We start from the raw sequence: 20,841 nt of genomic DNA, 5'->3' as shown, positions 1-20,841 counted from the left end.
CTATCTTAGCGACGGGCTCCACTGATGATCAGCGCTGCGTGCAGTAGTTGAGTCCAACTTTGGTAGCGGGCATTCAGGGCCGATGCGGCGGCAGGCGTAAAGACGGTCTCCTCACTCTGACGCCAGTTTCGGCTTCTGGAAAGTAACCAGGCAGCGCCGCGGGCAGATGATTCCGGATTGTTCATACGGTGAACGTTGAGACCACTCAGGTTGGCCAAACCCTGGGCCATCCAGTCGAGCTGGCTCAGGCCTCCGCTGAGGTTGATACTGCCGGGAAAACTTCCTACATCCCGCATGGCGTTGATGTTCCGTTGGATCAGGAACAGGATGCTCTCCGCAACCGCCAACACCTTAGATTTGGCATCAAAGGGTGGTACACCTTGCCAGCCGCTTTCCAGAGGGCACCAATCGGGGGATCCCAGCCCTCCGACCCCATTCACAAAAAGGGGCAGCGGCTGATAGCGCTGTCGCCAGGCATCGCTGTTCTGATAGTTTAGACCCAGGGGCAGACTGGTCAGGTTAAGCGCAGTCGCAGCGCCGTTGATGGTGCCTTCCAGCACCAGGAGTTCATCGTTGAGGTCGCTATAGGCAGGCGAGATCAGCAGTCGGGTGCGTGGCCGTTCCTGTGCTTCTACCAGCAGCGGCATCTGTACAAAGGCGCCGGTTCCCATGTTGACCGACAACATGCTGGGGTTTGGCCAGCCGTTGCTGAACAGGGCCGCGGGTTGGTCACCACACACGAGTTTCAATGGAATCCGTGATCCGGCAATCTCCAAGGTCCCGTATCGGTAGTGGCTAGGCCGTATGTCGGGCAGGTATTCCGGTGGTACATCAAACAGTGCGCAAAGGGGATTACTCCAGTTACGCGCTTCCAATGAATAGAGCATGGTGCGAGATGCGTTTACCCTGTCGATCAGGAAAGGATGCTCACGGCATAGGTGAAAGATCAGAAAAGACGCCAGAGGGCCGCATGCCATCTGGTAGTGCCGCTGGGCTTCGATCAGGGCATTGGAGTTCAGCAGATAGGACCATTTGCTAGCGGGGCTATGTCCGTTAGGCACTAAACCGGAGATTCGCTGGATCTCCTTGAAGTGGTGGTAGAGCTGGTCGATGATCGACTGACCGCTGTTATCCTGCCAGCTGATAACGGGGGTCAGTGGTTGGCCGGTGATCCGGTCCCAGCACAGGCAGGCTGAACGTTGAGAGACCAGCGCAGCGCGCATCGGCAGTTTCCGTTGTGAAGCAGAAAGCTGTTGCAGGGCACAGGTAACTGCACGCCGCAGGGCGTCCACAATCAGTTTCGGATCGGGCGCAGTGGTATCGATATCGGTTTTTTGCTCAACGCGGGCCTGAGCTAAACTTTCTCCGTAGTCGTTAAATACCAGCGCACGGCTGGCTTGCCCGCCCTGATCCAGAACCAGATAGAGCGTGTCTGACAAACGTGGTACCTCGGGCTTGGCCTGTAACTACAGCATAGTCCTGAGTCAATTACACAGCGAGCAAATCAGCTACAATGCACGCAGTTTGCGAATAGTACAGAGGTGAAGTCATCTTATTGAGGCGGACAGCAGCGTACGCCGGCAGGGAGAGTGCAGTCATCGAAGTCGTAGTTTGGGAGGTAGTACGTGATCCGGCGTGAAGCTGTGAAACAGATGCAGGCAAATGCGCGTCAGAACAACCACCGACAGTTGTTGGTGGTGTCGGGCGAGCGCGACTGGACATTAGGCAAAGCCCAGAAGATCCAGGGCTGGATAGCGGGTGAAGGTGACCGCAGCCTGTGGGTATCACGCCAAGCGCCGGATAAGAGCCAGCAGGCGATATCGCGTGACTTGCATCGCTATTTGGGCCAGGAAATAGACCTGCTGATCTACGATGCCTGGGACGGGTTTAATCCCAATGCTTTCGGGCAGATCAGCGGCACCTTGTGTGGTGGTGGCGTATTGGTACTTTTATGCCCCCCCCTGGATGAATGGGCAACCTATGATGATCCGGAGCACAGTGTACTGGTGGTCGAGCCCTATGGTACCGATCAGGTCGGACGCCGTTTTATCTCCCGTCTTGTGAGCCTATTGGGAGTGGGAGATCAGGTTGCCGTTATTACGCCGGATACTTTCAAAGCTTGTTCCCCGCGTAACTCAAAACCGCAGCCGAGAGAGCCGTTAGTCGATGCGATGTATGCATCTGACGACCAGAAGTCAGCGGTTGAAAAAATCCTCAAAACCCTGTCGCGTGGGCGCCGTCCCGTTGTTATGACGGCCGATCGTGGGCGTGGAAAGTCCGCCACCCTCGGGATAGCGGCCAGTCAGTTGATCCGCAATGGTGCGGAGTCGATCTGGGTCACAGCACCGTCATTGGACAACGTAGCAGAGGTGTTCGCCCATGCTGCCAGCCACCTCAGTGATACACGTATTGAAGCCGGAAGTATTACCTGTGGCAATGCCACGCTCCGGTATGTGACACCCGATGAGGCCTGTCGTCTGGATGGGGAGGGCGCAGTGATGCTGGTGGATGAGGCTGCGGCCATCCCCTCGCCGGTACTGGCCCGATTGCTGGAACGGTTTCCGCGTATCGTATTTTCCTCAACCATCCACGGTTATGAAGGGACTGGCCAGGGCTTTGCCGTTCGCTTCCGGCGCGAACTTGACCGACGTACCCCCAACTGGCGTGCCGTAGAGCTGAGTGAGCCGGTACGTTGGGCCGCTGAAGATCCGTTGGAGTCCTTTGTGTTTGAGAGCTTACTGCTGAATGCGGAGGCGGCTCCCACCGACGAGATTGCCTCCTGCGCAGCGCTTGATCCTGAAATATTCGAAATTGAACGTGATCAACTGGTAACGGATGAAAGCCTGCTGAACCAGTTGTTTGGTTTGCTGGTGATTGCCCACTACCGGACCACTCCGGGTGATCTGCGTATACTGTTAGACAGCCCAAACCTGAGGGTCTGGATCGCCCGCCAAAATAAGCTGGTGGTGGGGGCCGCATTAATTGCAGAGGAAGGACCCATTGCCATCAATTTGGCCCAGGCGGTGTGGGAAGGCAAGCGGCGTCCGAAAGGTCACCTGATGCCTCAAACTGTTATCGGTCAGGAAGGTTACCTGGAGGCTGCGCCGTTAAGGTGTGGCCGTATCATGCGTATCGCCGTGCATCCGGCCCTGCAGCGCCGTGGGGTTGCGCGCCAGATGCTGCGTGAGATCGCCAATGCAGGGGCCAGGCTTGGATGGGATTATCTGGGTTCCAGCTTTGGGGCGACAGAGGAGCTGTTGTTGTTTTGGCAGAATAACGGCTTTGGCACTATCCGCCTGGGCGAAACCCGTGATGCGGTGAGTGGCACCCATGCAGCACTGGTGTGCCGGCCGCTGTCTGATCCGGGGCGTTTGATGTACAACCACCTGCGTGACCGCTTTACCCAGCAGCTGCCGTTGTTGCTGGGCTACAACCTGCGCGACCTGGAGGTGGAGGTATTACCAATGTTACTGCAGGGGATGCGTTTTGATACGGATCTCAGTAGTCATGATATGCGCGATCTGGAGGCGTTTGTACAACATAACCGCAGTTACGAGAGTTGTATCGTGCCAATCCGCAAGTTGGTGATCCGTTCTTTGAAAAACCGCTCCGTTTGGCACGCACTCACACCAGACGAGCTATCCTTACTTGTATCAAAAGCTTTACAGATGCGTAGCTGGGAGGAGATAGACGCCGGAGCAGGCCGAAAATCTCTGATGCGACGGATGCGCGCACTGATAGGTGAATGCCTCCGTTTATCGTGAACGGAATGGCTTCGTTGTACTCATACAAGGTATGGGTTTGCCCATGTATTGTATTCAAAGGAAAGGTGTCATAAGCCCTTGCTAAGCTCTGTCCTGACCTGATGACTGATCCCGGTCGTTGCCCTTCGTGGTAAGTGAACGTTTTGTAGCTATCTTTCCTAGAGGATTGACAGGTATCAAAACTACCGGGTGAGACCGGACTATATAGTTAGTCAGATGTACACAATCATTGGAGGCTCCATTATGACCATCTTGAATGAGCTGCACCAGGATCACATTAATCTGAACAAGCTGCTTGCAGTTTTGCGCCTGAAGGTGGAAAAGCTGCGCGCAGGAAACCACCCGAATTTCAGTTTGATGGCGGATGTCGTCGACTACATCTCCAACTACGCCGATGTGTATCATCACCCGCGTGAAGACAGTATGTATGCTCACTTCAAAGGGCGTAGCGATGAGCTTGACGCGATGATCGAAAGTTGTGAACAAGCTCATCATAATATGCGTACCACCTGCCATGAGCTGGCCGATACCATTGATGGCATATTGCATGATGCGGTCATTCCGATGGACGAGTTCACCGATAAGCTTGAAGCCTTCCTGGACGAGCAGAGTGAGCACTTGAAGTTGGAAGAGGGTTCTGTATTCCCGTTGCTGCAGGGCGTAGCCAGTGAAGCGGACTGGCAGCAGCTGGTTGCTGAGTTACCAAAATCCGACGATCCACTGTTTGGTGAAAAACAAGCGGTTCAGTACAGTGATCTGTACAAAGAGCTGATTGTGGATATGAACGAATAATCACCTGCGGGTGGGCTTCACCGCATACAAATTTGTGCTGAATAACCTTGGGAGTCAGACAACTTCAAGTTGCAGCTTCTGGGGTGGTTCAGACCCCGCCGTTGCCACATAGTTAACCTGGTCGCGTCCTGATGCTTTTGAATGATATACCGCTTTGTCTGCTGCTGAGATCAGGCTGTAGGAGAGCTTCTCAAAAGTGTCCCGTTTGTAGCTGGCGGGGTGGCAGGTGGATACCCCAATGGATGTTGTCATTCGGAACGGCTCACCCAGCTCACTGCGGAAGATCAGTGCGTTAAATTTTCTGCGCAGGTTTTCGGCCAGCTGCATCGCTTGTTGTTCGTTACAGTTTGGCAGCAGGATCGAGAACTCCTCACCGCCATAACGGGCAACCACGTCTGATTTTCGTTGTTGCTGTTTCAGGAAGCTCCCCACCGTGCGCAGTACCCGGTCACCGGTAATATGTCCGTACTTGTCATTCACCAGCTTGAAGTAGTCCAGATCAAGAAACAGGCAGCTCAGAGGGTATTCACTGCGGCTGGCCCGTGATATTTCCCGTTGGATCTCGATCTCGAACGCGCGTCGATTGTTGACCTTGGTGAGCATGTCGATGATGCTCATCCGTTTCATATTTTCGTAGTTGATGCAGTTCTCGATACAGATCGAGATTACCGAGGCCAGATGCTTGATGTAGTCGTACAACATCTCACTGGAATATCGGCTTGGATCACGGCTGCCCAGATGCAGACTGCCGATCAGGCAATTGTGGCGCTCCAGCGGTAGCAGGGCACAGGAAAGAATGTAGTGTGTAGATGGGAACGCGGCTTTCTTAACCTGCTCATCCGGCTCGCCCACCGTGAGTTTACGGTCGGGATAGATCGACTGCAGCAGACGCTGGTTTTCAACAAAACGCAGCGAGTTTGCAGGGGATGGTGGGACATAGTCTTCCAGAAGACTGCGGGCTGCCTGTTCCGGGTCAAACAGGATCAGGTTTACAGCATCAAGGCGGAAGTATTCACGGAATTCTATCAGGATCAGGTCGAGCAGTTCTGACAGTGTGGTACAGGAGAGCAAGCGGAGCTCCATCTCAAAGAAACTCTTTACGATGGCTTCATTGCGCTCGGCTTTAGACGCCAAGATGCGCATTGATCGTTTGAGTTCTCTGTTTTCCCGTTCCAGCGATTGTTTGCTCATCCTGTCCCCGGTTTCGTCCCCGTACTGAAATACTATCGGCGAACTGTGACAAATATAAAGCCATTTTAATTCGGAAGGAACTGCAAAAATCAGGCGCGTAGGCGCGGGTACCCGAGGGGTACCCGTAGAGGGAGCGGTAAGGGATCAGGCAAAGACTTTGCGGCCCAGCTCAAAAGCCTGTTGGTTAAGGGCAACCAACTTTTCTCCTTTGTGACGGAAACGATCCAGTAGAGACTCTTCCAGTGTTTCTGCAGGGAAGGGGAGGTGATCGGAGATGGCACCCAGCATGATGCTGTTGATCAGCCGGCGGTCGCCCAGCTCGATGGCTGACTGACCGGCGTTGTAATCATGGGTTTCAATACCCATTGCCCGCACTGTGTCCAGCGGTGAATCCGGATAGTCGAACAGTCCGATGGATACCACCGGTGGTTCCTGGGCGTAGGTATTGACCATCAACAGGCCGTCCTGCTTGAGGTGTGGTGCCCAGCGCAGTGCTTCGGCGGGTTCAAAAGCCAGCATCAGGTCGGCGGTACCTGGTTTTATCGCCGGGGAGTACACCTTAGGGCCAAAACGTACATGGGACGTCACGACACCGCCGCGTTGCGCCATGCCGGCGACTTCGGTCTTTTTCACGTCATAACCCAGAGAGAGGGCCGTGGTGGCCAGAATTTCGGCTGCAGTCATGACTCCCTGACCGCCGATGCCGACTACGAGGATATTGGTTACGTCGTTATTCACTTGATCTCCACCGCATCGATTTTGCTTACATTAAACGCAGGAACAATCGCATCCGGCGCACAAGGTTTGGTACAGAGGCCACAACCGGTGCAGGCCGCGGTATCTATGCTGACGAACGCCAGCTCCTTCTCTTTGCCGTTGGGTTTCACCACGGTTTCGCGGCGGTCAACCAGGATGGCCGGGCAGCCCACGTCCAGACAGTTGCTACAACCCGTGCATTTGTCCGTTTCCACTTTCAGTGGTGGAAGTTTGCTGTAGCGCTCGGTGAGAACGCAGGGCTGGTTGGTGATAATGACCGACGGTTCCGGGATCTTGACCTCGGTGCGCAGTGCCTTAAACAGCACAGGCATCTCGTATGGGTTCACTTCATGGATACGCTCAGGTTTGACCCCCAATGCCTCACACAGCTTACGGAAATCCACCTGCGTCGTTTTTTCACCCTGCAAGTTGAGGCCGGAGGAGGGGGCATCCTGGCCGCCGGTCATCCCCACAGCGCGGTTATCGAGCAGCAGGATAGTGACATTGCCCTTGTTGTAGGTGATATCAAGCAGGCCCTGCATCCCCATATGAAGGAAGGTTGAATCACCGATTACGGCCAGTACGTTCTTGTTGGCATCCGATTCCGCACGACCTTTGTCGAGGCCCTGAGCAACGCTCAGGGAGGCACCCATGCTAATGGTGGTGTCCAGTGCATTCCATGGATGGCCCGCGCCCAGTGTGTAGCAGCCTATATCACCGGATATGATGGTGTTCTTGATGTGTGAAAGGCAGTAGTAGATCCCGAGATGCGGACAAGCCACACACATAGTTGGTGGACGGGGAAAAACTTCACTGGTTGGGATCAGGGTGCCCTCTGTGATGGCCTCACCGATCAGTTTGCTGACCGGTGGCGTAATCACGGCCGGGGACATCTCGCCGATCTTTGGCACCAGGTCTTTGCCGTGAACCTCCACCCCCGCGGCACGCAGTTCGGTTTCCAGCAGGGGCTCCACCTCCTCAATCACCACCGTGTTGTCTACCGTGGTGGCGAAATCGCGGATCGCGTCGATCGGTGCCGGATGGCTGAAACCCAGTTTAAATACCGGTGCGTCCGGGAAGGACTCCTTCACGTGATAGTAGGCGGCACCGGAGGTCACGAAACCCACACGGTTGTCACTGCCGGGTTCAACGCGGTTGAGGGAGGTGTTCAGGGCATACGCTTGCAGTGCCTCGTCACGCTTCATCATCATCGGAATACGCCCTTTGGCATTCCCCGGTACCATCACGTAGCGCGAAGGGTCTTTCTTAAATCCAGTGCTCGCATGGGTTTCAGGTTCGCCGGTGACCACGACACTTTTTACATGGCAGATACGGGTTGTCAGGCGCACGATGACGGGCACTTCAAACTGTTCCGAGATCCCGTATGCGGCTCGGGTCATCTCGTATGCTTCCTGGGCATCACTGGGTTCCAGTACTGGCAGGTGGGCAAACCGTCCCCAGTAACGTGAATCCTGTTCATTTTGAGAGGAGGAGAGACCGACGTCGTCAGCTACCACGATGACCAAGCCACCGACCGCACCGATCAGGGTTTGTGTCATAAAAGCGTCAGACGCGACGTTCATGCCCACGTGTTTCATGGCACATAAAGCGCGGCTGCCGGCAAGGGAGGCGCCGATGGCCACTTCCAAGGAGACCTTCTCGTTGATCGACCACTCAGAATACATATCCGGGTACTTGGAAACGTATTCGAGAATTTCGGTTGATGGCGTTCCTGGATACGCTGCCGCAACTTTTACACCTGCATCACGGGCGGCCAGGGCAACGGCTTCGTTTCCGGAGATAAACTGGCGCAGATCTGCGGATTTGGGTTCTACGGCATTCAATGTCGGCTCCTTATGTTGTGCTTGTGATAGCTTTTGGTCGCATATGTATTTCAAAAGTGAATCATATTGAGCATGTTACGCAGAGTAAGGAGCGGTGCTTTAGACATAGATCAACAAATGGTCAAAACATCCATTAATCTGATTGGTTTTGAAATCCTGTTTTGTTTTTATGCTTAAATTGGAATTATTTGTCTTTCTGGGTTTGGCGAATAAAAAGCCGTGCCCTTGGATGTATGAGGTGGAAAAGGGGGGGATTTGAAGGAGTGGAGCAAGGAAGTGAAAGCGAGGCCCCGGAAGGGGCCGTACAGCATCAAAGCGGAAGCGCGGTTGTCGACTTTTTCTGGTTCAATACAAAGCTGGTATTCATGGAGCGGATATCGGTTTGCACCAGCAGCTCCTGGTTAATATACAGTTCGTAGGCTTCCATGCTGGCGCATGCAATCTTCAGCAGGTAATCGTACTGTCCGCTGACGGCGCAACACTCCAGAATCTGCGGGCTTGCTTTCACAAAGGCGTCGAACCGTTCGCTTGATTCAGGGCGGTGGTCATTCAAGGAGACCTGAGCGTATGCCAGCACCGGAACACCAATCTCTTTGGGTGACAGCAGGGCGACATACTCCTGAATCACACCCACCTCCTCTAAACGTTTAACGCGACGCCAGCAGGGAGAAGGCGACAGACCGACCTTGTCCGCCAGTTCCTGGTTGGACAGGCGAGCATCTTTTTGCAGTTGATCAAGGATTGCGCGGTCGAGTTCGTCGAGCTTCATCGGTAAATTATTTCTCTGATTCGGTGTGTGGTGGAACAATCTTCTCAAAGATAGCCATTGTAATGCCTTTTGGACAAAGGATCAGCGGAAATTGTCCTAAATTCGTGGTTTTGGAGGGATTATTTCAAAATTTTGCTGGCAATGACCTCGTACGGGCTGAACCCGGCTTGTTGCCAGAACCGCTCTGCGGGAAGGTTTCCCGAGTCCCAGGCCACCTGAAGGGACTGGGCGCCCATCTGCTTCAGTGACTGTTCCGCTGTAGCTAGCAACGACTGGGCAATCCCTTTGTGCCGGTGCTCAGGATCTACCCACAAAGAATACAGCACGGCTACGGTTGGCAGTTGCACGGCAGGTTTTTCGTAGATATAGGCCGATAATGTAGCAATGAGCTGGTCGTTATTTTCTGCAACCAAAGAGATCGCGGTCTCCGAAGTAATACTGTGGGCTACCACATTGCGGGTACGTACCGGAATTTCATCCTCTTTGTCCCCACCAAACGGTTGTTGTTTTTTGCTTGCCTCCAGCCGCTGCCATAAAGCGCACACTGCATCGATCTCTTCCATAGTGGCTGGGCGAATATTAATAGCGGATGTCATAAAGAGAGGCTCTGTTGGAGATGGTGCTTTTACGTTACGTGTGTTCTTTTGAGCGGGCAAGTTATCAGGTGAGGTTACAAAGGTTCTGGCATAATAGGCGCCTATGCGATTAGACCGATTCTTAACCCAGCAAACCCGTGAGAGCTCCCGTCAGGTTCGCCAATTTCTGTTGGCAGGCCGTGTACGTGTGGATGGTGTAATCACCCGCGATGGCTCGCTGAAAATGGCGCCGATGATGGAGGTCATTCTGGATGATCGAGTACTGCAGGTCGGCCAAGCCAAGTACTTTATGCTGCACAAGCCAGTTGGTGTTGTCAGTGCCACCAAGGATGATAAGCATCGTACCGTCACTGATCTGTTTGCTGCGGAGGTCCGCACTGACCTGCACATAGCGGGGCGTTTGGATTTGAATACGACCGGACTGATGCTGTTAACCAACGACGGTCGCTGGTCACGACGGGTCACACAACCGGAAACGCGTATTCCCAAGGTCTACCATGTCCAGACGGAAGATCCGATTGAGGCCGGTTACGCTGAGGTGTTCAGGCAGGGGATTCACTTTGCATATGAAGGATTAACGACATTGCCTGCTGATCTGGACAGGTTGTCATCACACAGTGCGCGCTTGACCCTGTTTGAAGGACGCTATCATCAGGTAAAAAGAATGTTCGGTTATTTTGATAACAAGGTGATCGACTTGCACCGGGAAAGAATAGGCGGACTGGTGCTGGACCCGAAATTGCAGCCGGGTGAATACCGTCAATTAACAGCAGATGAGGTTGCGATGTTCTAAATATCTACTTTTCAGGAAAATAGATATAAAACGAAGACTATCTTTGGACACGTCCAAAAATAAATGAGCAGGGGAATATAGATCAGAGCGACCGGGAAGTCGCCCTGATGTACCGGTGAACGTACAGCTATTACAGCTTGGTTACGTTCTCTGCCTGTGGGCCTTTAGGACCCTGAGCAACGGTGAATTCTACTTTCTGGCCTTCCTGCAGGGAGCGGAAGCCGTCGGACTGGATAGCAGTATGGTGTACGAATACGTCTGGGCCCTGTTCCTGCTGAATGAAACCGAAACCTTTCTCGTCGTTAAACCATTTTACGATGCCAGTAGCCATAATTAGTCTTACCTTCTTGTTACGTTTTGAAAATTAAGCCTTTTTTATTTTTTAAAGGCCGGGTTGCTAAGAAATGGTGGTGTTACTAATGAGGCCCTGACGAGGTATTCCAATGGTACTTCGTAGTAGTGCACACGAACACTGCCTAAATTTCAAGCTAAGTCAGTATACGCCATAAACAACAAGTAGCAACTTAAAAAATCAACATTATTGCAAATAAAATTTTTTCATTATCAGGCCTCAGTTACAGATTGATGACTGAGCCTGAGACCTTGGTTTCGACCTGGCATTGTTCAGAACTTGTTCAACGGTAACTCAGTTCTGGTTCTGGCGCATGTAGCGTTCAACGGTATCGACCACAGCCTGGGTCTGGGGATCGATTTCCAGATTCACTTTGTTGCCGATCACCGCATTGCCGAACACGGTCAGCCCCAGGGTTTCCGGAATCAGATACACATTAAAGCGATTGTTTTCCACTTCGCCGATGGTGAGGCTGCAGCCGTTGAGGGCGACAAAGCCTTTCGGCAAGATGTATTTCATCCACTCTTCGCTCACCTCAAACCATAGAATGCAGTTGTTCTCCGGTTTCTCGATCTGACAGATGGTGACCTGATCATGCACGTGGCCTGACAACAAGTGGCCGCCGATCTCATCACCAAAGCGCGCAGCACGCTCAAAGTTCACCTGATCACCTGCCGACAATGTACCAAGGTTGGTAACCCGCAAGGTTTCCATAATCAGGTCAAAGCTGACGAGGTTGCCTTCAAACGCTGTAACAGTCAGGCAGGTACCGTTCACTGCGATGCTGGCACCCAGTTGGAGATTGTCTGCGCGCTCTGCAGGCAGTTCTAGCTGCAGTCGCATAAACTGGTCATATTTTTCGATGGATGTGATGGTGGCTTTGCCCTGAACGATGCCGGTAAACATGGCTTATTTCTCTCAAACTACGAATCTGACGTCTAAAATCTATCGTAAGCCTATCAGTTAAAGAAGGTACGAATAAGTCCTGATAGTGCTCTGCAAGCCATTAAGCCTGTAGATGCAAGGCGCAGTTTGCAGGTAATGGCCGTAGCCCTTGGCAAAAACTGCAACACCGCAGATGCAGGCTTAAGGGCTTGCCCTAAGGGGCTTTCGGGAAGATACACACTCGGTGTCAGCGCTTTTTGTAAGGTTTCAACATTACAGCAAAACGCTTCCTTGATTGTGAACCTTCCCGAAAGCCAGAGTGCCTTCAGGACTTGTTCGTACCTTCTTCAGATTCAAGGGAGTGTGGCATGAAAGTGCTTATCACCGGCGGTACCGGATTTATCGGCCAAGCCTACATCAAGTGGCGTCAGCCTCACGGCGTGAACTTCACCTGCATAACGCGTAACCCAGATCGGGCCAAAAAAATCCTGGGCCCTGATGTGCGCACGGTGTCCTCTTTGATGGAAGTGGATGATGAAGCGTTTGACGCGGTGATCAATCTATGTGGTGAGCCGATTGCGGATCGACGCTGGAGTGATAAACGCAAGAATTTGTTGCGTTACAGCCGTCTTACGATGACGCATGCGCTGGTGGATTGGATGGCAATGTCCGAGAAAAAACCCTCGGTGTTTATCAGTGGATCGGCCATCGGTTATTACGGTACCCACCCCGGTGATGATCTGCTGGTTGAAGCCAGCGCGGTACGCCAGGGCTTTACCCATTCGCTGTGTGCCGATTGGGAAGAGGAAGCTATGCGTGCAGCCGAACTGGGTGTACGTGTGTGCTTGATACGAACCGGTGTGGTATTGGGCGAAGGTGGCGCACTGAAGAAGATGTTACCGCCATTCAAGATGGGCGTTGGTGGTCCGATAGGTACGGGTAGGCAGTGGATGTCGTGGATCCATCTGGAAGATGAACTGCGGGCCATAGATTTCCTGTTGCGTCACCAAACATTGCAGGGGGCGTTTAATCTGACCGCGCCGGAGGCGCGCAGAAACGCGGAGTTTGCGCAGGCGCTGGGAAGATCACTCAAGCGCCCGGCAAAATTGCCATTGCCACCGTTTGTGGTGGAGTTGATGTTGGGCGAGGGCGCTGAACTCCTGTTGGAAGGCCAGCGAGTGTATCCCCAACGTTTAATGCAGGCAGGTTTTGAGTTTAAATATCCCGAACTTGATCAGGCGCTGGCGCAGATCTTTCAGTAACTGCCGGTAAGGCGGCGTTCACGGATCTTGTCCAATGCTTCCAGAAGTAGATCCCCGCGCCACAGGTGCTCTTCACCGTGATCAATATGGTGCTCCAGATCCATTAATAGTAGTTGCAGAGTCTGGCTGCCGGATGCACGGGCAATATCTTCGTTGTCGTAGATATCATCATTGGGCCAGGTGTGTTGCGCCCACTCCAACAGAAGTAGCTGGCTGGTTGCACATTGATTCTGAGTGCAGGCTAGGCTGAGTTCTTCAAAACTGTTGGCTTCGGACAGGTCGTAATAGTCGATATCCTCGACACTCTCTTCCAGTGGCGGAGGTAGAGCCTGCTCTTTTCGCTTGCCGATACGAATACGATTGAAGGAGTAGAGCCAGCCGAGGCTGGACACGATCGCCAGACCGGTGAGCAACCAGATCAATAGCGTACTGTTGTCGGATGCTGGCACGTCCGGATCGGTTGCCGCAGGTGTGTCCGCTAAGGTGGGTTCAATCGCTACCGGGGCTGGTGTGGATTTGGCTGCTGACACATTAATGAGGCGAGCCTCGATAGCGACATCCTTCTCACGGTCCTGACTGACGTCCCACCAAGGAATGCGAATAGCCTGCAGGGTGATCTCTCCGCGCTCGTAAGGTGTAACGGTCAGCTCTTCGGTGCGAGTGCTGATTATCCCTTTGTCGGTCATACGCTCTTCAAGGATGACGTTGTCGAGCTGGATATCTGCCAGTTCGTTCTTCAGCGGGCTTAGTGCGGGGAGCTCTGACGCGACAATGCCGTGTGCTTCCAGAGTGATCTTGCGGGTCAGGGCCTCACCCATTGAAGCACTGTTGCGCGGCTGCAGGTTGTCTTCGAGGCTTACCAGGGTAGCGGGCAGCCAGTATCCCGGTCGTTTCTGCAGCGCTTCGGGTAGCACTGCGACTTCGATTGGTGTCTTCTGCAGATTCTGGTCAACGCTACCGGATTTGCCATCGTTGTAGCTGATCGGCTCCAAGCGGATCAGGCCGGTTTGTTGTGGGTAGATACCGTAGCGTCGCTCAAGGACTTGATAGTTTTGCCCACGTAACCGGGTAGAGTAACGCCGTTCTTCACCCAACGGTTTGACGATGGCATCGGTGGTAATCGGGTGGCCAAGGCGTGCCTGGTCCGGCAGCGGCTGTTGGTGAAACAGGCGAACCGTCAGAATGGCCTGGCTGTGCAGGTAGATCTCGTTGGTATCCAGCTCGGTTTCAAGCACCAGTTGGTGCCCCAGTAGTGGGCTGCTATCCCGCTGGCTAGGCAGGATGTTGAGCGAGATCGGGAAAGTGCTTTCACCGCCAATGCGGATTGCCGGGATGGTCAGCGGGCCTTGTTTTAGCGGACGCAACATGACCCGCCAGCGGGTGGTAAAACGGGGTTCTCCGCCGGTGTAGCTGGAGATGGTCATCTGTTTGCTGCCTACAATCCGGAACTGCTTATGCAGGGCAGACAGATCCGGGTTCTGCTTAACTTTCTGATCGGCCTCGAGGGTTAGTTGCAGTGTTTCACCCAACTCCAGTGTCTGCACATTCACCTGAGCATTTACAGCCGCCTGCAGGGGAAGGCTGATCAGGGAGCAGAGCAATAACAACTTTCGCATAGAGTGGGCTTTCCAACAGGCCAGATTCAAAACCAGACTATTATGGGTAAAGCGTCTGAGCTTATCAAACCATGCAGACCACAGGGCCGAGTTGATGAGTGGCAGGGGCGTATTGTAGTGCTTGGCAGATCTCTATCGCCTATATAAAGTTGTGTGATTGAATTTGATTGGTCATTGCCGGCTGTTTCACATCCGGTAGGTTACTTTGGCTGTGTATGAACAAAATTGTATTTGATATCCGTCTGCCAGCGGATGAGTATCTGCAGGTATATAAAGGCAGTGCGCGCGATGTGGTGACCCGGGCGCTGGATGGGCGAACCGTGCGCTTTCCTGCAAATATTTTGCAACCATACTTGCTCCATGCAGGTATCTTTGGCCGTTTCTGCATTACCTTCGACCGCAGTGGCCGTTTTCAGAAGATCGAGAAGCTCTCTTGAAAGGGCGCGCGGCCTGTTAATAAATGGCCGGGTCGCCTATAATCTGCGGCAAAATTTTTCAAGTGCAGACAGAGCAGAGTAACCCGCATGCTATACCCTCTTGCCCGATCCCTGATGTTCCGTTTTGACCCAGAGACCTCTCACGAGGTGGCGTTGCGCTCCATGAATCTGGCAGCAGACCTTGGTCTGAACAAACTGCTGGGGGCTACGGAAGTAAGTGATCCGGTTGAGGTGATGGGGCTGTCCTTCCCGAACCGTGTGGGGCTGGCGGCTGGTCTGGACAAAAACGGCATCGCTGTGGACGGTCTGGCGGCGATGGGCTTCGGCTTTGTTGAGGTGGGTACGGTTACACCGCGTCCACAGGCGGGTAACCCGAAACCGCGTCTGTTCCGCCTGCCTGAGCAGACGGCAATCATCAACCGCATGGGTTTTAATAACGACGGCGTTGATCAGCTGTTGAAGAACCTGCAGAACAGCACCTATAAGGGCATTCTGGGAATCAACATCGGTAAGAATAAAGATACCCCGAATGAGAAAGCCAACGACGACTACCTGTACTGCATGCGTAAGGTGTATGACCGCGCGTCATACATTACCGTCAATGTATCTTCGCCAAACACTCCGGGGCTGCGTACCCTGCAGTACGGTGAATCTCTGAACAGCTTGTTGGATGCGCTGAAAACCGAACAGGTGCGTCAGGCGCGTCTGCATGATCGTTACGTACCTATCGCAGTGAAAATCGCACCGGACATGACGGAAGAGGAGTTGGAGCTGGTAGCATCTTCACTGAAGGCGTATGAGATGGATGCGGTGATTGCAACCAACACCACGCTGTCCCGTGAAGGTGTGGAAAACTCGCCATTTGCAAAAGAGGCGGGAGGTTTGTCCGGTGCGCCGGTACGTAACAAATCGACCCGTGCGATTCGTGTGCTAGCCAATGCCCTGGATGGTGCGCTGCCAATCATTGGTGTAGGTGGTATTACTGAAGGCTTTGATGCGGCGGAGAAAATCGAGGCGGGAGCTACCTTGGTTCAGATCTACAGCGGTTTTATCTACCATGGTCCGCAACTGGTCGCGGATGCTGCTAATGCAATTAAAGCGCTGAAGGTGTAAAGCGCCCAAATAAATGAAGCTCCCTAGAGAGGGAGCTTCCGGGAAATCTTTATATATACGTGTTAGTGAAGTGACGGATTCATCTGTATCGCTGATACGCCGGTTTGGCCACCCCAATGGGCTTCACGGCCTTCACGCCAGCCGCTCATCCAGTGGCTGCGCAGTTCTGAAGTGTTAACTGGGCAATTGTCCCGGGATTTGCCATCAAGACCTGCCTTAAAACCACGGTTGAAAAGGGAAGAGCTACGATCTCGTTTCTGTCTCTTCATCTGATGGAGCCTCTCTGTCTGTTTTAATCGTGTTGAGAGCAGATACCAGAGACTTGGTATCCTGTCTGTGTGCTGTGACGCGTTCCTTCGTGATTTGCTTCACAGACCTATATTCATATCGAAAAACGTGGCGTTGTACGATTTAAATTAACTATCTTGTTACAGTACTGTCATAAATATGATCAGAGTGCTGGTGCAAAAAAGTGAGAAGATTCATTAAGTTAAGTATTTCGTTCAAAGTGCACGATTTGAGTGAATAGTTTTTATTTAATTCTTTTGTTTGTTGAATTTTGTTCAGCTGACGGCTGAAAACGTACATAGGTGTATGACAACCATGAACTTTTTTCTCACCTGTCCAAAGGGCGTTGAGTTACTGCTGGAAGAGGAGTTACACGGCCTCGGCATTCAGGAAACCCGTCAGACGGTTGCTGGTGTCTACTTTCAGGGAGAGCTGGAGGATGCGTATCGCGTCTGTTTATGGTCCCGCTTGGCTAACCGGGTATTAATGAATCTGCACCAGTTCGAAGCTGAATCTGCCGACCAGTTGTACGCTGGTGTTCAGCAGATCAATTGGTTGGAGCACATGCGTCCGGAAGGCTCCCTGGCGATCGATTTCACCGGCCGTACGGAAGGTATCAACAATACCCGCTTTGGTGCTCAGAAAACCAAGGATGCGATCGTTGACCAGATCCGAGCGCAGACCGGTCGCCGTCCGGCGGTTGAGCGCCAGACACCCGATATTCGTATCAACGTCCACCTGCAGCGTGGTGTGGCAACACTAAGCCTCGATCTGTCTGGTGACAGCCTGCACCGTCGCGCTTACCGTCTGCGTTCCGGTGAAGCGCCGCTGAAAGAGAACTTGGCCTCTGCCTTGCTGATCCGCTGTGGCTGGCCGAACGCAGCTGAATCGACACCGGTGCTGGTGGATCCGATGTGTGGTTCCGGCACCCTGTTGATAGAAGCTGTATTGATGGCGGCCGATATAGCGCCGGGCCTGCAGCGTCGCTATTACGGATTTAACCGTTGGTTGCAGCATAAGCGTGATATTTGGCAGGCGTTAAAAGCTGAAGCCGAAGGTCGGCGGGATGCTGGTCTGGCGACATTGAGCGTTAAGTTCTCGGGTCGTGATATGGATTCCAAGGTTCTGCGCACGGCCAAAGAGAACGCAGCACGCGCGGGTGTGGATGCCTTTATCGAGTTCCGTAACGGGCGTGTAGAGGATCTACAGCGCAGCGATCTGCCGGAAGCCGAGACCGGCTTGATGCTCACTAACCCACCTTACGGTGAGCGTCTGGGTGAAGAGTCGCAATTGATGTTTCTCTACCGTCACCTGGGCGATTTGCTGAAGCGTCAATTCCCGGGCTGGCAGGCGGCGATCTTTACCGGCAATCCTGAGCTGTGCAAAGTGATGGGGCTGCGTGCGGATAAACAGTATAAGTTCTTCAACGGCCCGATCGAGAGTCGCCTGTTTATCTATAGCATCGCTGAGCAGGCTGAACAGGGTGCAGAGCAACCATCAGAGTCGGGTGAGGTTGAGCTGAGTGAAGGAGCACAGATGTTCGCCAACCGTCTGCGCAAGAACCTCAAGCAGATGGCTAAGTGGGTGAAACGTGAGAACATCCAGGCTTACCGTGCCTACGACGCGGATATTCCGGAGTATCAGGTCGCTGTGGATATCTATGGTGATCAGGTGCACCTGCAGGAGTATGCGCCGCCGAAGTCGGTGGATAAGGTGAAGTCCTTCTCGCGCTTGAATGAAGTCATGACCGCGCTGCCGGTGGTGTTGGATATGCCGGCAGAGCGTATCACCCTGAAGCAGCGTAAGCGTCAGCAGGGTACGTCCCAGTATGAAAAGCAGTCGCAAACCCATCACTTCTTCGAGGTGAATGAGCACGGCGTGCGCCTGCTGGTCAACCTGAAGGACTATCTGGATACCGGCTTGTTCCTGGATCACCGTCCGGTGCGCCACCTAATTCAGCAGGAAGCAAAGGGTAAAGATGTCCTGAACCTGTTTTGCTATACCGGTACTGCGTCTGCGCACGCAGCGGTGGGTGGGGCGAAATCAACCACCAGTGTGGATATGTCGTCCACCTATCTGAACTGGGCTGAGCGCAACCTGGAGCTGAATGGCTGTAAAGGCAAGGCGCACCGCTTTATCCGTTCCGATTGTTTCAAGTGGCTGCACAGTCAGTTTAAACCGGAATACGACCTGATCTTTATGGATCCGCCAACGTTCTCTAACTCTAAGCGGATGTCCAATATTCTGGATGTTCAGCGTGACCATGTGGAGCTGGTGGAGGCTGCCATGGGGCTGTTGCGCCCGGGTGGTAAACTGATCTTCTCCAACAATTATCGTCGCTTCAAGCTCGACTACGATGCATTGGCCGCGTTCGAGATTCGCGATATCACAACCCAGACGCTGGATCCTGACTTTAAACGTAACCAGCGTATACACGTCTGCTTCGAGATCACGCACAAAGCGTGATCTCTTTTGGCACACTCTCTGCATATTAAGAGACCCAAACGTGCTCTGTTTCTGCATCAACATTGTGATGGCATGCACTGAAATAGCGCTTCTTCGGCTGTCAGGCCCTGTATATAAGGGTCGGGCGTTTCTGGAGTTGCGCACCATAATGGACGTTGATGCAAAAACGGAGCACAAATAACTAAAAATAATGCACCATAATGGTGCTGGTTCTAGGTCCTGGGCTAGCTAATGGTGCAAAAGGTCATACTTACTTGCAGGAGTTAACTGTGGAAAACGTTAACAGTGCCGTAGAAACGCTTATTCAAAGTTCCAATACGCTCTTCATTCTGGTGGGTGCCATCATGGTATTTGCCATGCACGCGGGCTTTGCATTTTTGGAGGTGGGAACCGTTCGTCATAAAAACCAGGTAAACGCCCTGGTTAAAATCATGACTGACTTTGGCGTGTCGGCGATCGCCTATTTCTTTATTGGATACTGGGTGGCGTACGGCACCACCTTCTTCCAGGACGCGGCGACGCTCTCGGAAGGCAGTGGTTATGAGCTGGTAAAGTTTTTCTTCCTGATGACGTTTGCAGCAGCAATTCCGGCGATTGTGTCTGGCGGCATTGCTGAGCGCGCGCGTTTCTGGCCAATTCTGACGGCGTCTGCGCTGAGTGTGGCGTTTGTATACCCATTCTTTGAAGGCATTATCTGGAATGGTAACTACGGCTTTCAGGCGTGGCTGGAAGTATCCTTTGGAGCCGGGTTCCATGACTTTGCGGGTTCTGTTGTTGTGCACGGAGTGGGTGGCTGGATTGCTTTGGCGGCGGTGCTGTTGCTGGGTATCCGTAAAGGCCGTTACCGTTCCGGTAAGTTGATTGCATTCCCTCCATCCAATATTCCGTTCCTTGCGCTCGGGGCGTGGATACTGTGTATCGGTTGGTTCGGCTTTAATGTCATGTCGGCACAGACGCTGGACGGTATCTCGGGGTTGGTAGCAGTGAACACGTTGATGGCGATGGTAGGTGGCATTGTCACCTCGCTAATCGTGGGGCGTAATGACCCGGGCTTTATTCATAACGGTCCGTTGGCAGGCCTGGTGGCTGTGTGCGCGGGGTCTGATGTGATGCACCCGATTGGTGCATTGGTTGTTGGTGGTGTGGCCGGTGTGATCTTTGTGTGGCTGTTCACCATCCAGCAGAATAAGTGGAAGATCGATGATGTGCTGGGTGTATGGCCGCTGCACGGCCTGTGTGGTGCCTGGGGCGGGATTGCTGCAGGTATTTTCGGTAGCGAAGCGCTGGGTGGACTGGGTGGAGTGAGCCTGATGTCCCAGGTGGTCGGTACGCTAGCAGGTATTGCAGTGGCTCTGATCGGTGGTCTGGTTGTGTACGGTGCAATCAAGACAGTTGTGGGTCTGCGCTTGGATGAAGAGCAGGAGTTCAACGGTGCCGACCTAAGTATCCACAAGATCGAGTCTACATCTCTGGATTGATCTCCTCGTTCTGTGAGGAAAAAGCCGGCGGAGTGCCGGCTTTTTTGTGTCTGTGGTTTGTAGCTAGCCATGGGAAGGAATGCGTGATGAGTTTGGTACTGATGGCGAGAATCGGCAGGCACAAACTGGAACCGAAGTTGAAGCTGTTGTCATAATTCTCTAGTGGCGATTGCGTTTGGGGTATGCGCGAAAATATGGATGAATGGCAGTGCTTATGAGAGTGGCTCAGGCCTTGTGTTGGCTTTAGTGGTGAGAGAAGTGGGGTTGAAGGACTGTAGCGTGCTGAGTGCCGTTGAGACCCTTTGGGCAGGGGGAATCGGTCTCAATGAGTCAGTGTTACGGTCGTTTGCACCAGGTCGGCTAAAGGGTGTGGAGGTGGCCTGAACTTCCAAGGGGATGGGGGTTGAGGTTTAAAGCAGTGGGCGCACAAAAAAGCCAC

18 protein-coding genes are annotated in these 20,841 nt (G+C 53.2%); 8 read left to right on the top strand and 10 right to left on the bottom strand.

Annotation, left to right across the window (positions count from 1 at the left end; genetic code table 11):
• Positions 1-5: 5 nt before the first annotated feature.
• Entirely contained in the window at positions 6-1,439 is a 1,434-nt protein-coding gene (locus QKW35_RS03870; RefSeq protein ID WP_282350879.1) for an FGGY family carbohydrate kinase, read from the bottom strand.
• Positions 1,440-1,625: 186 nt separating this feature from the next.
• Between QKW35_RS03870 and QKW35_RS03865 the strand changes: the two genes are divergently transcribed.
• Complete coding sequence (locus QKW35_RS03865; RefSeq protein ID WP_282350877.1) at positions 1,626-3,764, top strand: tRNA(Met) cytidine acetyltransferase TmcA; 2,139 nt, start codon at positions 1,626-1,628, stop codon at positions 3,762-3,764.
• 243 nt (positions 3,765-4,007) lie between these two features.
• Positions 4,008-4,556, top strand: a complete 549-nt coding sequence (locus QKW35_RS03860) for a hemerythrin domain-containing protein (RefSeq protein WP_282350875.1) — start codon at positions 4,008-4,010, stop codon at positions 4,554-4,556.
• Positions 4,557-4,610: 54 nt separating this feature from the next.
• Here QKW35_RS03860 and QKW35_RS03855 read toward each other — a convergent pair whose 3' ends face one another.
• From QKW35_RS03855 to QKW35_RS03835, 5 genes are all read right to left on the bottom strand, one after another.
• Positions 4,611-5,747 carry a sensor domain-containing diguanylate cyclase gene (locus QKW35_RS03855; RefSeq protein ID WP_282350874.1) on the bottom strand — a complete coding sequence of 379 codons (1,137 nt, stop codon included), beginning with the start codon at positions 5,745-5,747 and terminating at the stop codon, positions 4,611-4,613.
• A gap of 144 nt (positions 5,748-5,891) precedes the next feature.
• Positions 5,892-6,485 carry an indolepyruvate oxidoreductase subunit beta gene (locus tag QKW35_RS03850; protein WP_282350872.1) on the bottom strand — a complete coding sequence of 198 codons (594 nt, stop codon included), beginning with the start codon at positions 6,483-6,485 and terminating at the stop codon, positions 5,892-5,894.
• Positions 6,482-8,347 (bottom strand): thiamine pyrophosphate-dependent enzyme, encoded by a 1,866-nt coding sequence (locus QKW35_RS03845; RefSeq protein WP_282350870.1) that lies wholly within the window; start codon positions 8,345-8,347, stop codon positions 6,482-6,484. Before QKW35_RS03845 ends, QKW35_RS03850 begins: the two co-directional genes overlap by 4 nt.
• A 310-nt stretch (positions 8,348-8,657) precedes the next feature.
• Positions 8,658-9,116: an Lrp/AsnC family transcriptional regulator gene (locus tag QKW35_RS03840; RefSeq protein ID WP_282350868.1), complete on the bottom strand. Its 459-nt coding sequence runs from the start codon at positions 9,114-9,116 to the stop codon at positions 8,658-8,660.
• 119 nt (positions 9,117-9,235) lie between these two features.
• Positions 9,236-9,712, bottom strand: coding sequence for a GNAT family N-acetyltransferase (locus tag QKW35_RS03835; RefSeq protein ID WP_282350866.1), 477 nt, complete (start codon positions 9,710-9,712; stop codon positions 9,236-9,238).
• A gap of 103 nt (positions 9,713-9,815) precedes the next feature.
• On the opposite strand from QKW35_RS03835, the gene QKW35_RS03830 reads away from it, so the two are divergent.
• On the top strand, positions 9,816-10,505 hold the full coding sequence (locus tag QKW35_RS03830; RefSeq protein WP_282350864.1) for a pseudouridine synthase: 690 nt from the start codon (positions 9,816-9,818) through the stop codon (positions 10,503-10,505).
• Between the two features lie 130 nt (positions 10,506-10,635).
• On the opposite strand, the gene QKW35_RS03825 is transcribed toward QKW35_RS03830, so the two are convergent.
• A complete protein-coding gene (locus tag QKW35_RS03825; RefSeq protein WP_282350862.1) occupies positions 10,636-10,836 on the bottom strand; it encodes a cold-shock protein in 201 nt (66 codons plus the stop codon).
• A gap of 315 nt (positions 10,837-11,151) precedes the next feature.
• The gene (locus QKW35_RS03820; protein ID WP_282350861.1) at positions 11,152-11,763 is read right to left on the bottom strand and encodes a riboflavin synthase subunit alpha; all 612 of its coding nucleotides are present in this window, start codon (positions 11,761-11,763) and stop codon (positions 11,152-11,154) included.
• Between the two features lie 347 nt (positions 11,764-12,110).
• Between QKW35_RS03820 and QKW35_RS03815 the strand changes: the two genes are divergently transcribed.
• Positions 12,111-13,004 (top strand): TIGR01777 family oxidoreductase, encoded by an 894-nt coding sequence (locus QKW35_RS03815; RefSeq protein ID WP_282350860.1) that lies wholly within the window; start codon positions 12,111-12,113, stop codon positions 13,002-13,004.
• Here the strand turns inward: QKW35_RS03815 and QKW35_RS03810 are convergent.
• On the bottom strand, positions 12,998-14,620 hold the full coding sequence (locus QKW35_RS03810; protein WP_282350859.1) for a BatD family protein: 1,623 nt from the start codon (positions 14,618-14,620) through the stop codon (positions 12,998-13,000). The two genes, QKW35_RS03815 and QKW35_RS03810, sit on opposite strands and share 7 nt — an antisense overlap.
• A 215-nt stretch (positions 14,621-14,835) precedes the next feature.
• Between QKW35_RS03810 and QKW35_RS03805 the strand changes: the two genes are divergently transcribed.
• Both QKW35_RS03805 and QKW35_RS03800 read left to right on the top strand, forming a co-directional pair.
• A complete protein-coding gene (locus tag QKW35_RS03805) occupies positions 14,836-15,057 on the top strand; it encodes a DUF2835 domain-containing protein (RefSeq protein WP_282350858.1) in 222 nt (73 codons plus the stop codon).
• A gap of 87 nt (positions 15,058-15,144) precedes the next feature.
• A complete protein-coding gene (locus QKW35_RS03800; RefSeq protein ID WP_282350857.1) occupies positions 15,145-16,170 on the top strand; it encodes a quinone-dependent dihydroorotate dehydrogenase in 1,026 nt (341 codons plus the stop codon).
• Between the two features lie 62 nt (positions 16,171-16,232).
• Here the strand turns inward: QKW35_RS03800 and rmf are convergent, their stop codons facing one another.
• Positions 16,233-16,439, bottom strand: coding sequence for a ribosome modulation factor (gene rmf / locus QKW35_RS03795; RefSeq protein WP_282350856.1), 207 nt, complete (start codon positions 16,437-16,439; stop codon positions 16,233-16,235).
• A gap of 334 nt (positions 16,440-16,773) precedes the next feature.
• On the opposite strand from rmf, the gene rlmKL reads away from it, so the two are divergent.
• Both rlmKL and QKW35_RS03785 read left to right on the top strand, forming a co-directional pair.
• A complete protein-coding gene (gene rlmKL, locus QKW35_RS03790; RefSeq protein ID WP_282350855.1) occupies positions 16,774-18,924 on the top strand; it encodes a bifunctional 23S rRNA (guanine(2069)-N(7))-methyltransferase RlmK/23S rRNA (guanine(2445)-N(2))-methyltransferase RlmL in 2,151 nt (716 codons plus the stop codon).
• A 269-nt stretch (positions 18,925-19,193) separates the two neighbouring features.
• Positions 19,194-20,402, top strand: a complete 1,209-nt coding sequence (locus QKW35_RS03785; RefSeq protein WP_282350854.1) for an ammonium transporter — start codon at positions 19,194-19,196, stop codon at positions 20,400-20,402.
• Positions 20,403-20,841: the final 439 nt, after the last annotated feature.

The sequence above is a fragment of the Pontibacterium granulatum genome, assembly GCF_029961155.1.
GTDB classification, from domain to species: domain Bacteria; phylum Pseudomonadota; class Gammaproteobacteria; order Pseudomonadales; family Balneatricaceae; genus Pontibacterium; species Pontibacterium granulatum.
The sequence above is the reverse complement of the archived record's forward strand: the minus strand, read 5'-3'. Positions and strand labels throughout refer to the sequence as shown.

What these genes read in the sequence shown, in the direction of transcription:
- QKW35_RS03815 (WP_282350860.1), top strand. Translation starts at nt 12,111, where the DNA reads ATGAAAGTGCTTATCACCGGCGGTACCGGATTTATCGGCCAAGCCTAC.
- QKW35_RS03805 (WP_282350858.1), top strand. Translation starts at nt 14,836, where the DNA reads ATGAACAAAATTGTATTTGATATCCGTCTGCCAGCGGATGAGTATCTG.
- QKW35_RS03840 (WP_282350868.1), bottom strand. Translation starts at nt 9,116, where the DNA reads ATGAAGCTCGACGAACTCGACCGCGCAATCCTTGATCAACTGCAAAAA.
- QKW35_RS03855 (WP_282350874.1), bottom strand. Translation starts at nt 5,747, where the DNA reads ATGAGCAAACAATCGCTGGAACGGGAAAACAGAGAACTCAAACGATCA.
- QKW35_RS03825 (WP_282350862.1), bottom strand. Translation starts at nt 10,836, where the DNA reads ATGGCTACTGGCATCGTAAAATGGTTTAACGACGAGAAAGGTTTCGGT.
- QKW35_RS03835 (WP_282350866.1), bottom strand. Translation starts at nt 9,712, where the DNA reads ATGACATCCGCTATTAATATTCGCCCAGCCACTATGGAAGAGATCGAT.
- QKW35_RS03810 (WP_282350859.1), bottom strand. Translation starts at nt 14,620, where the DNA reads ATGCGAAAGTTGTTATTGCTCTGCTCCCTGATCAGCCTTCCCCTGCAG.
- QKW35_RS03830 (WP_282350864.1), top strand. Translation starts at nt 9,816, where the DNA reads ATGCGATTAGACCGATTCTTAACCCAGCAAACCCGTGAGAGCTCCCGT.
- rmf (WP_282350856.1), bottom strand. Translation starts at nt 16,439, where the DNA reads ATGAAGAGACAGAAACGAGATCGTAGCTCTTCCCTTTTCAACCGTGGT.
- QKW35_RS03820 (WP_282350861.1), bottom strand. Translation starts at nt 11,763, where the DNA reads ATGTTTACCGGCATCGTTCAGGGCAAAGCCACCATCACATCCATCGAA.
- rlmKL (WP_282350855.1), top strand. Translation starts at nt 16,774, where the DNA reads ATGAACTTTTTTCTCACCTGTCCAAAGGGCGTTGAGTTACTGCTGGAA.
- QKW35_RS03860 (WP_282350875.1), top strand. Translation starts at nt 4,008, where the DNA reads ATGACCATCTTGAATGAGCTGCACCAGGATCACATTAATCTGAACAAG.
- QKW35_RS03800 (WP_282350857.1), top strand. Translation starts at nt 15,145, where the DNA reads ATGCTATACCCTCTTGCCCGATCCCTGATGTTCCGTTTTGACCCAGAG.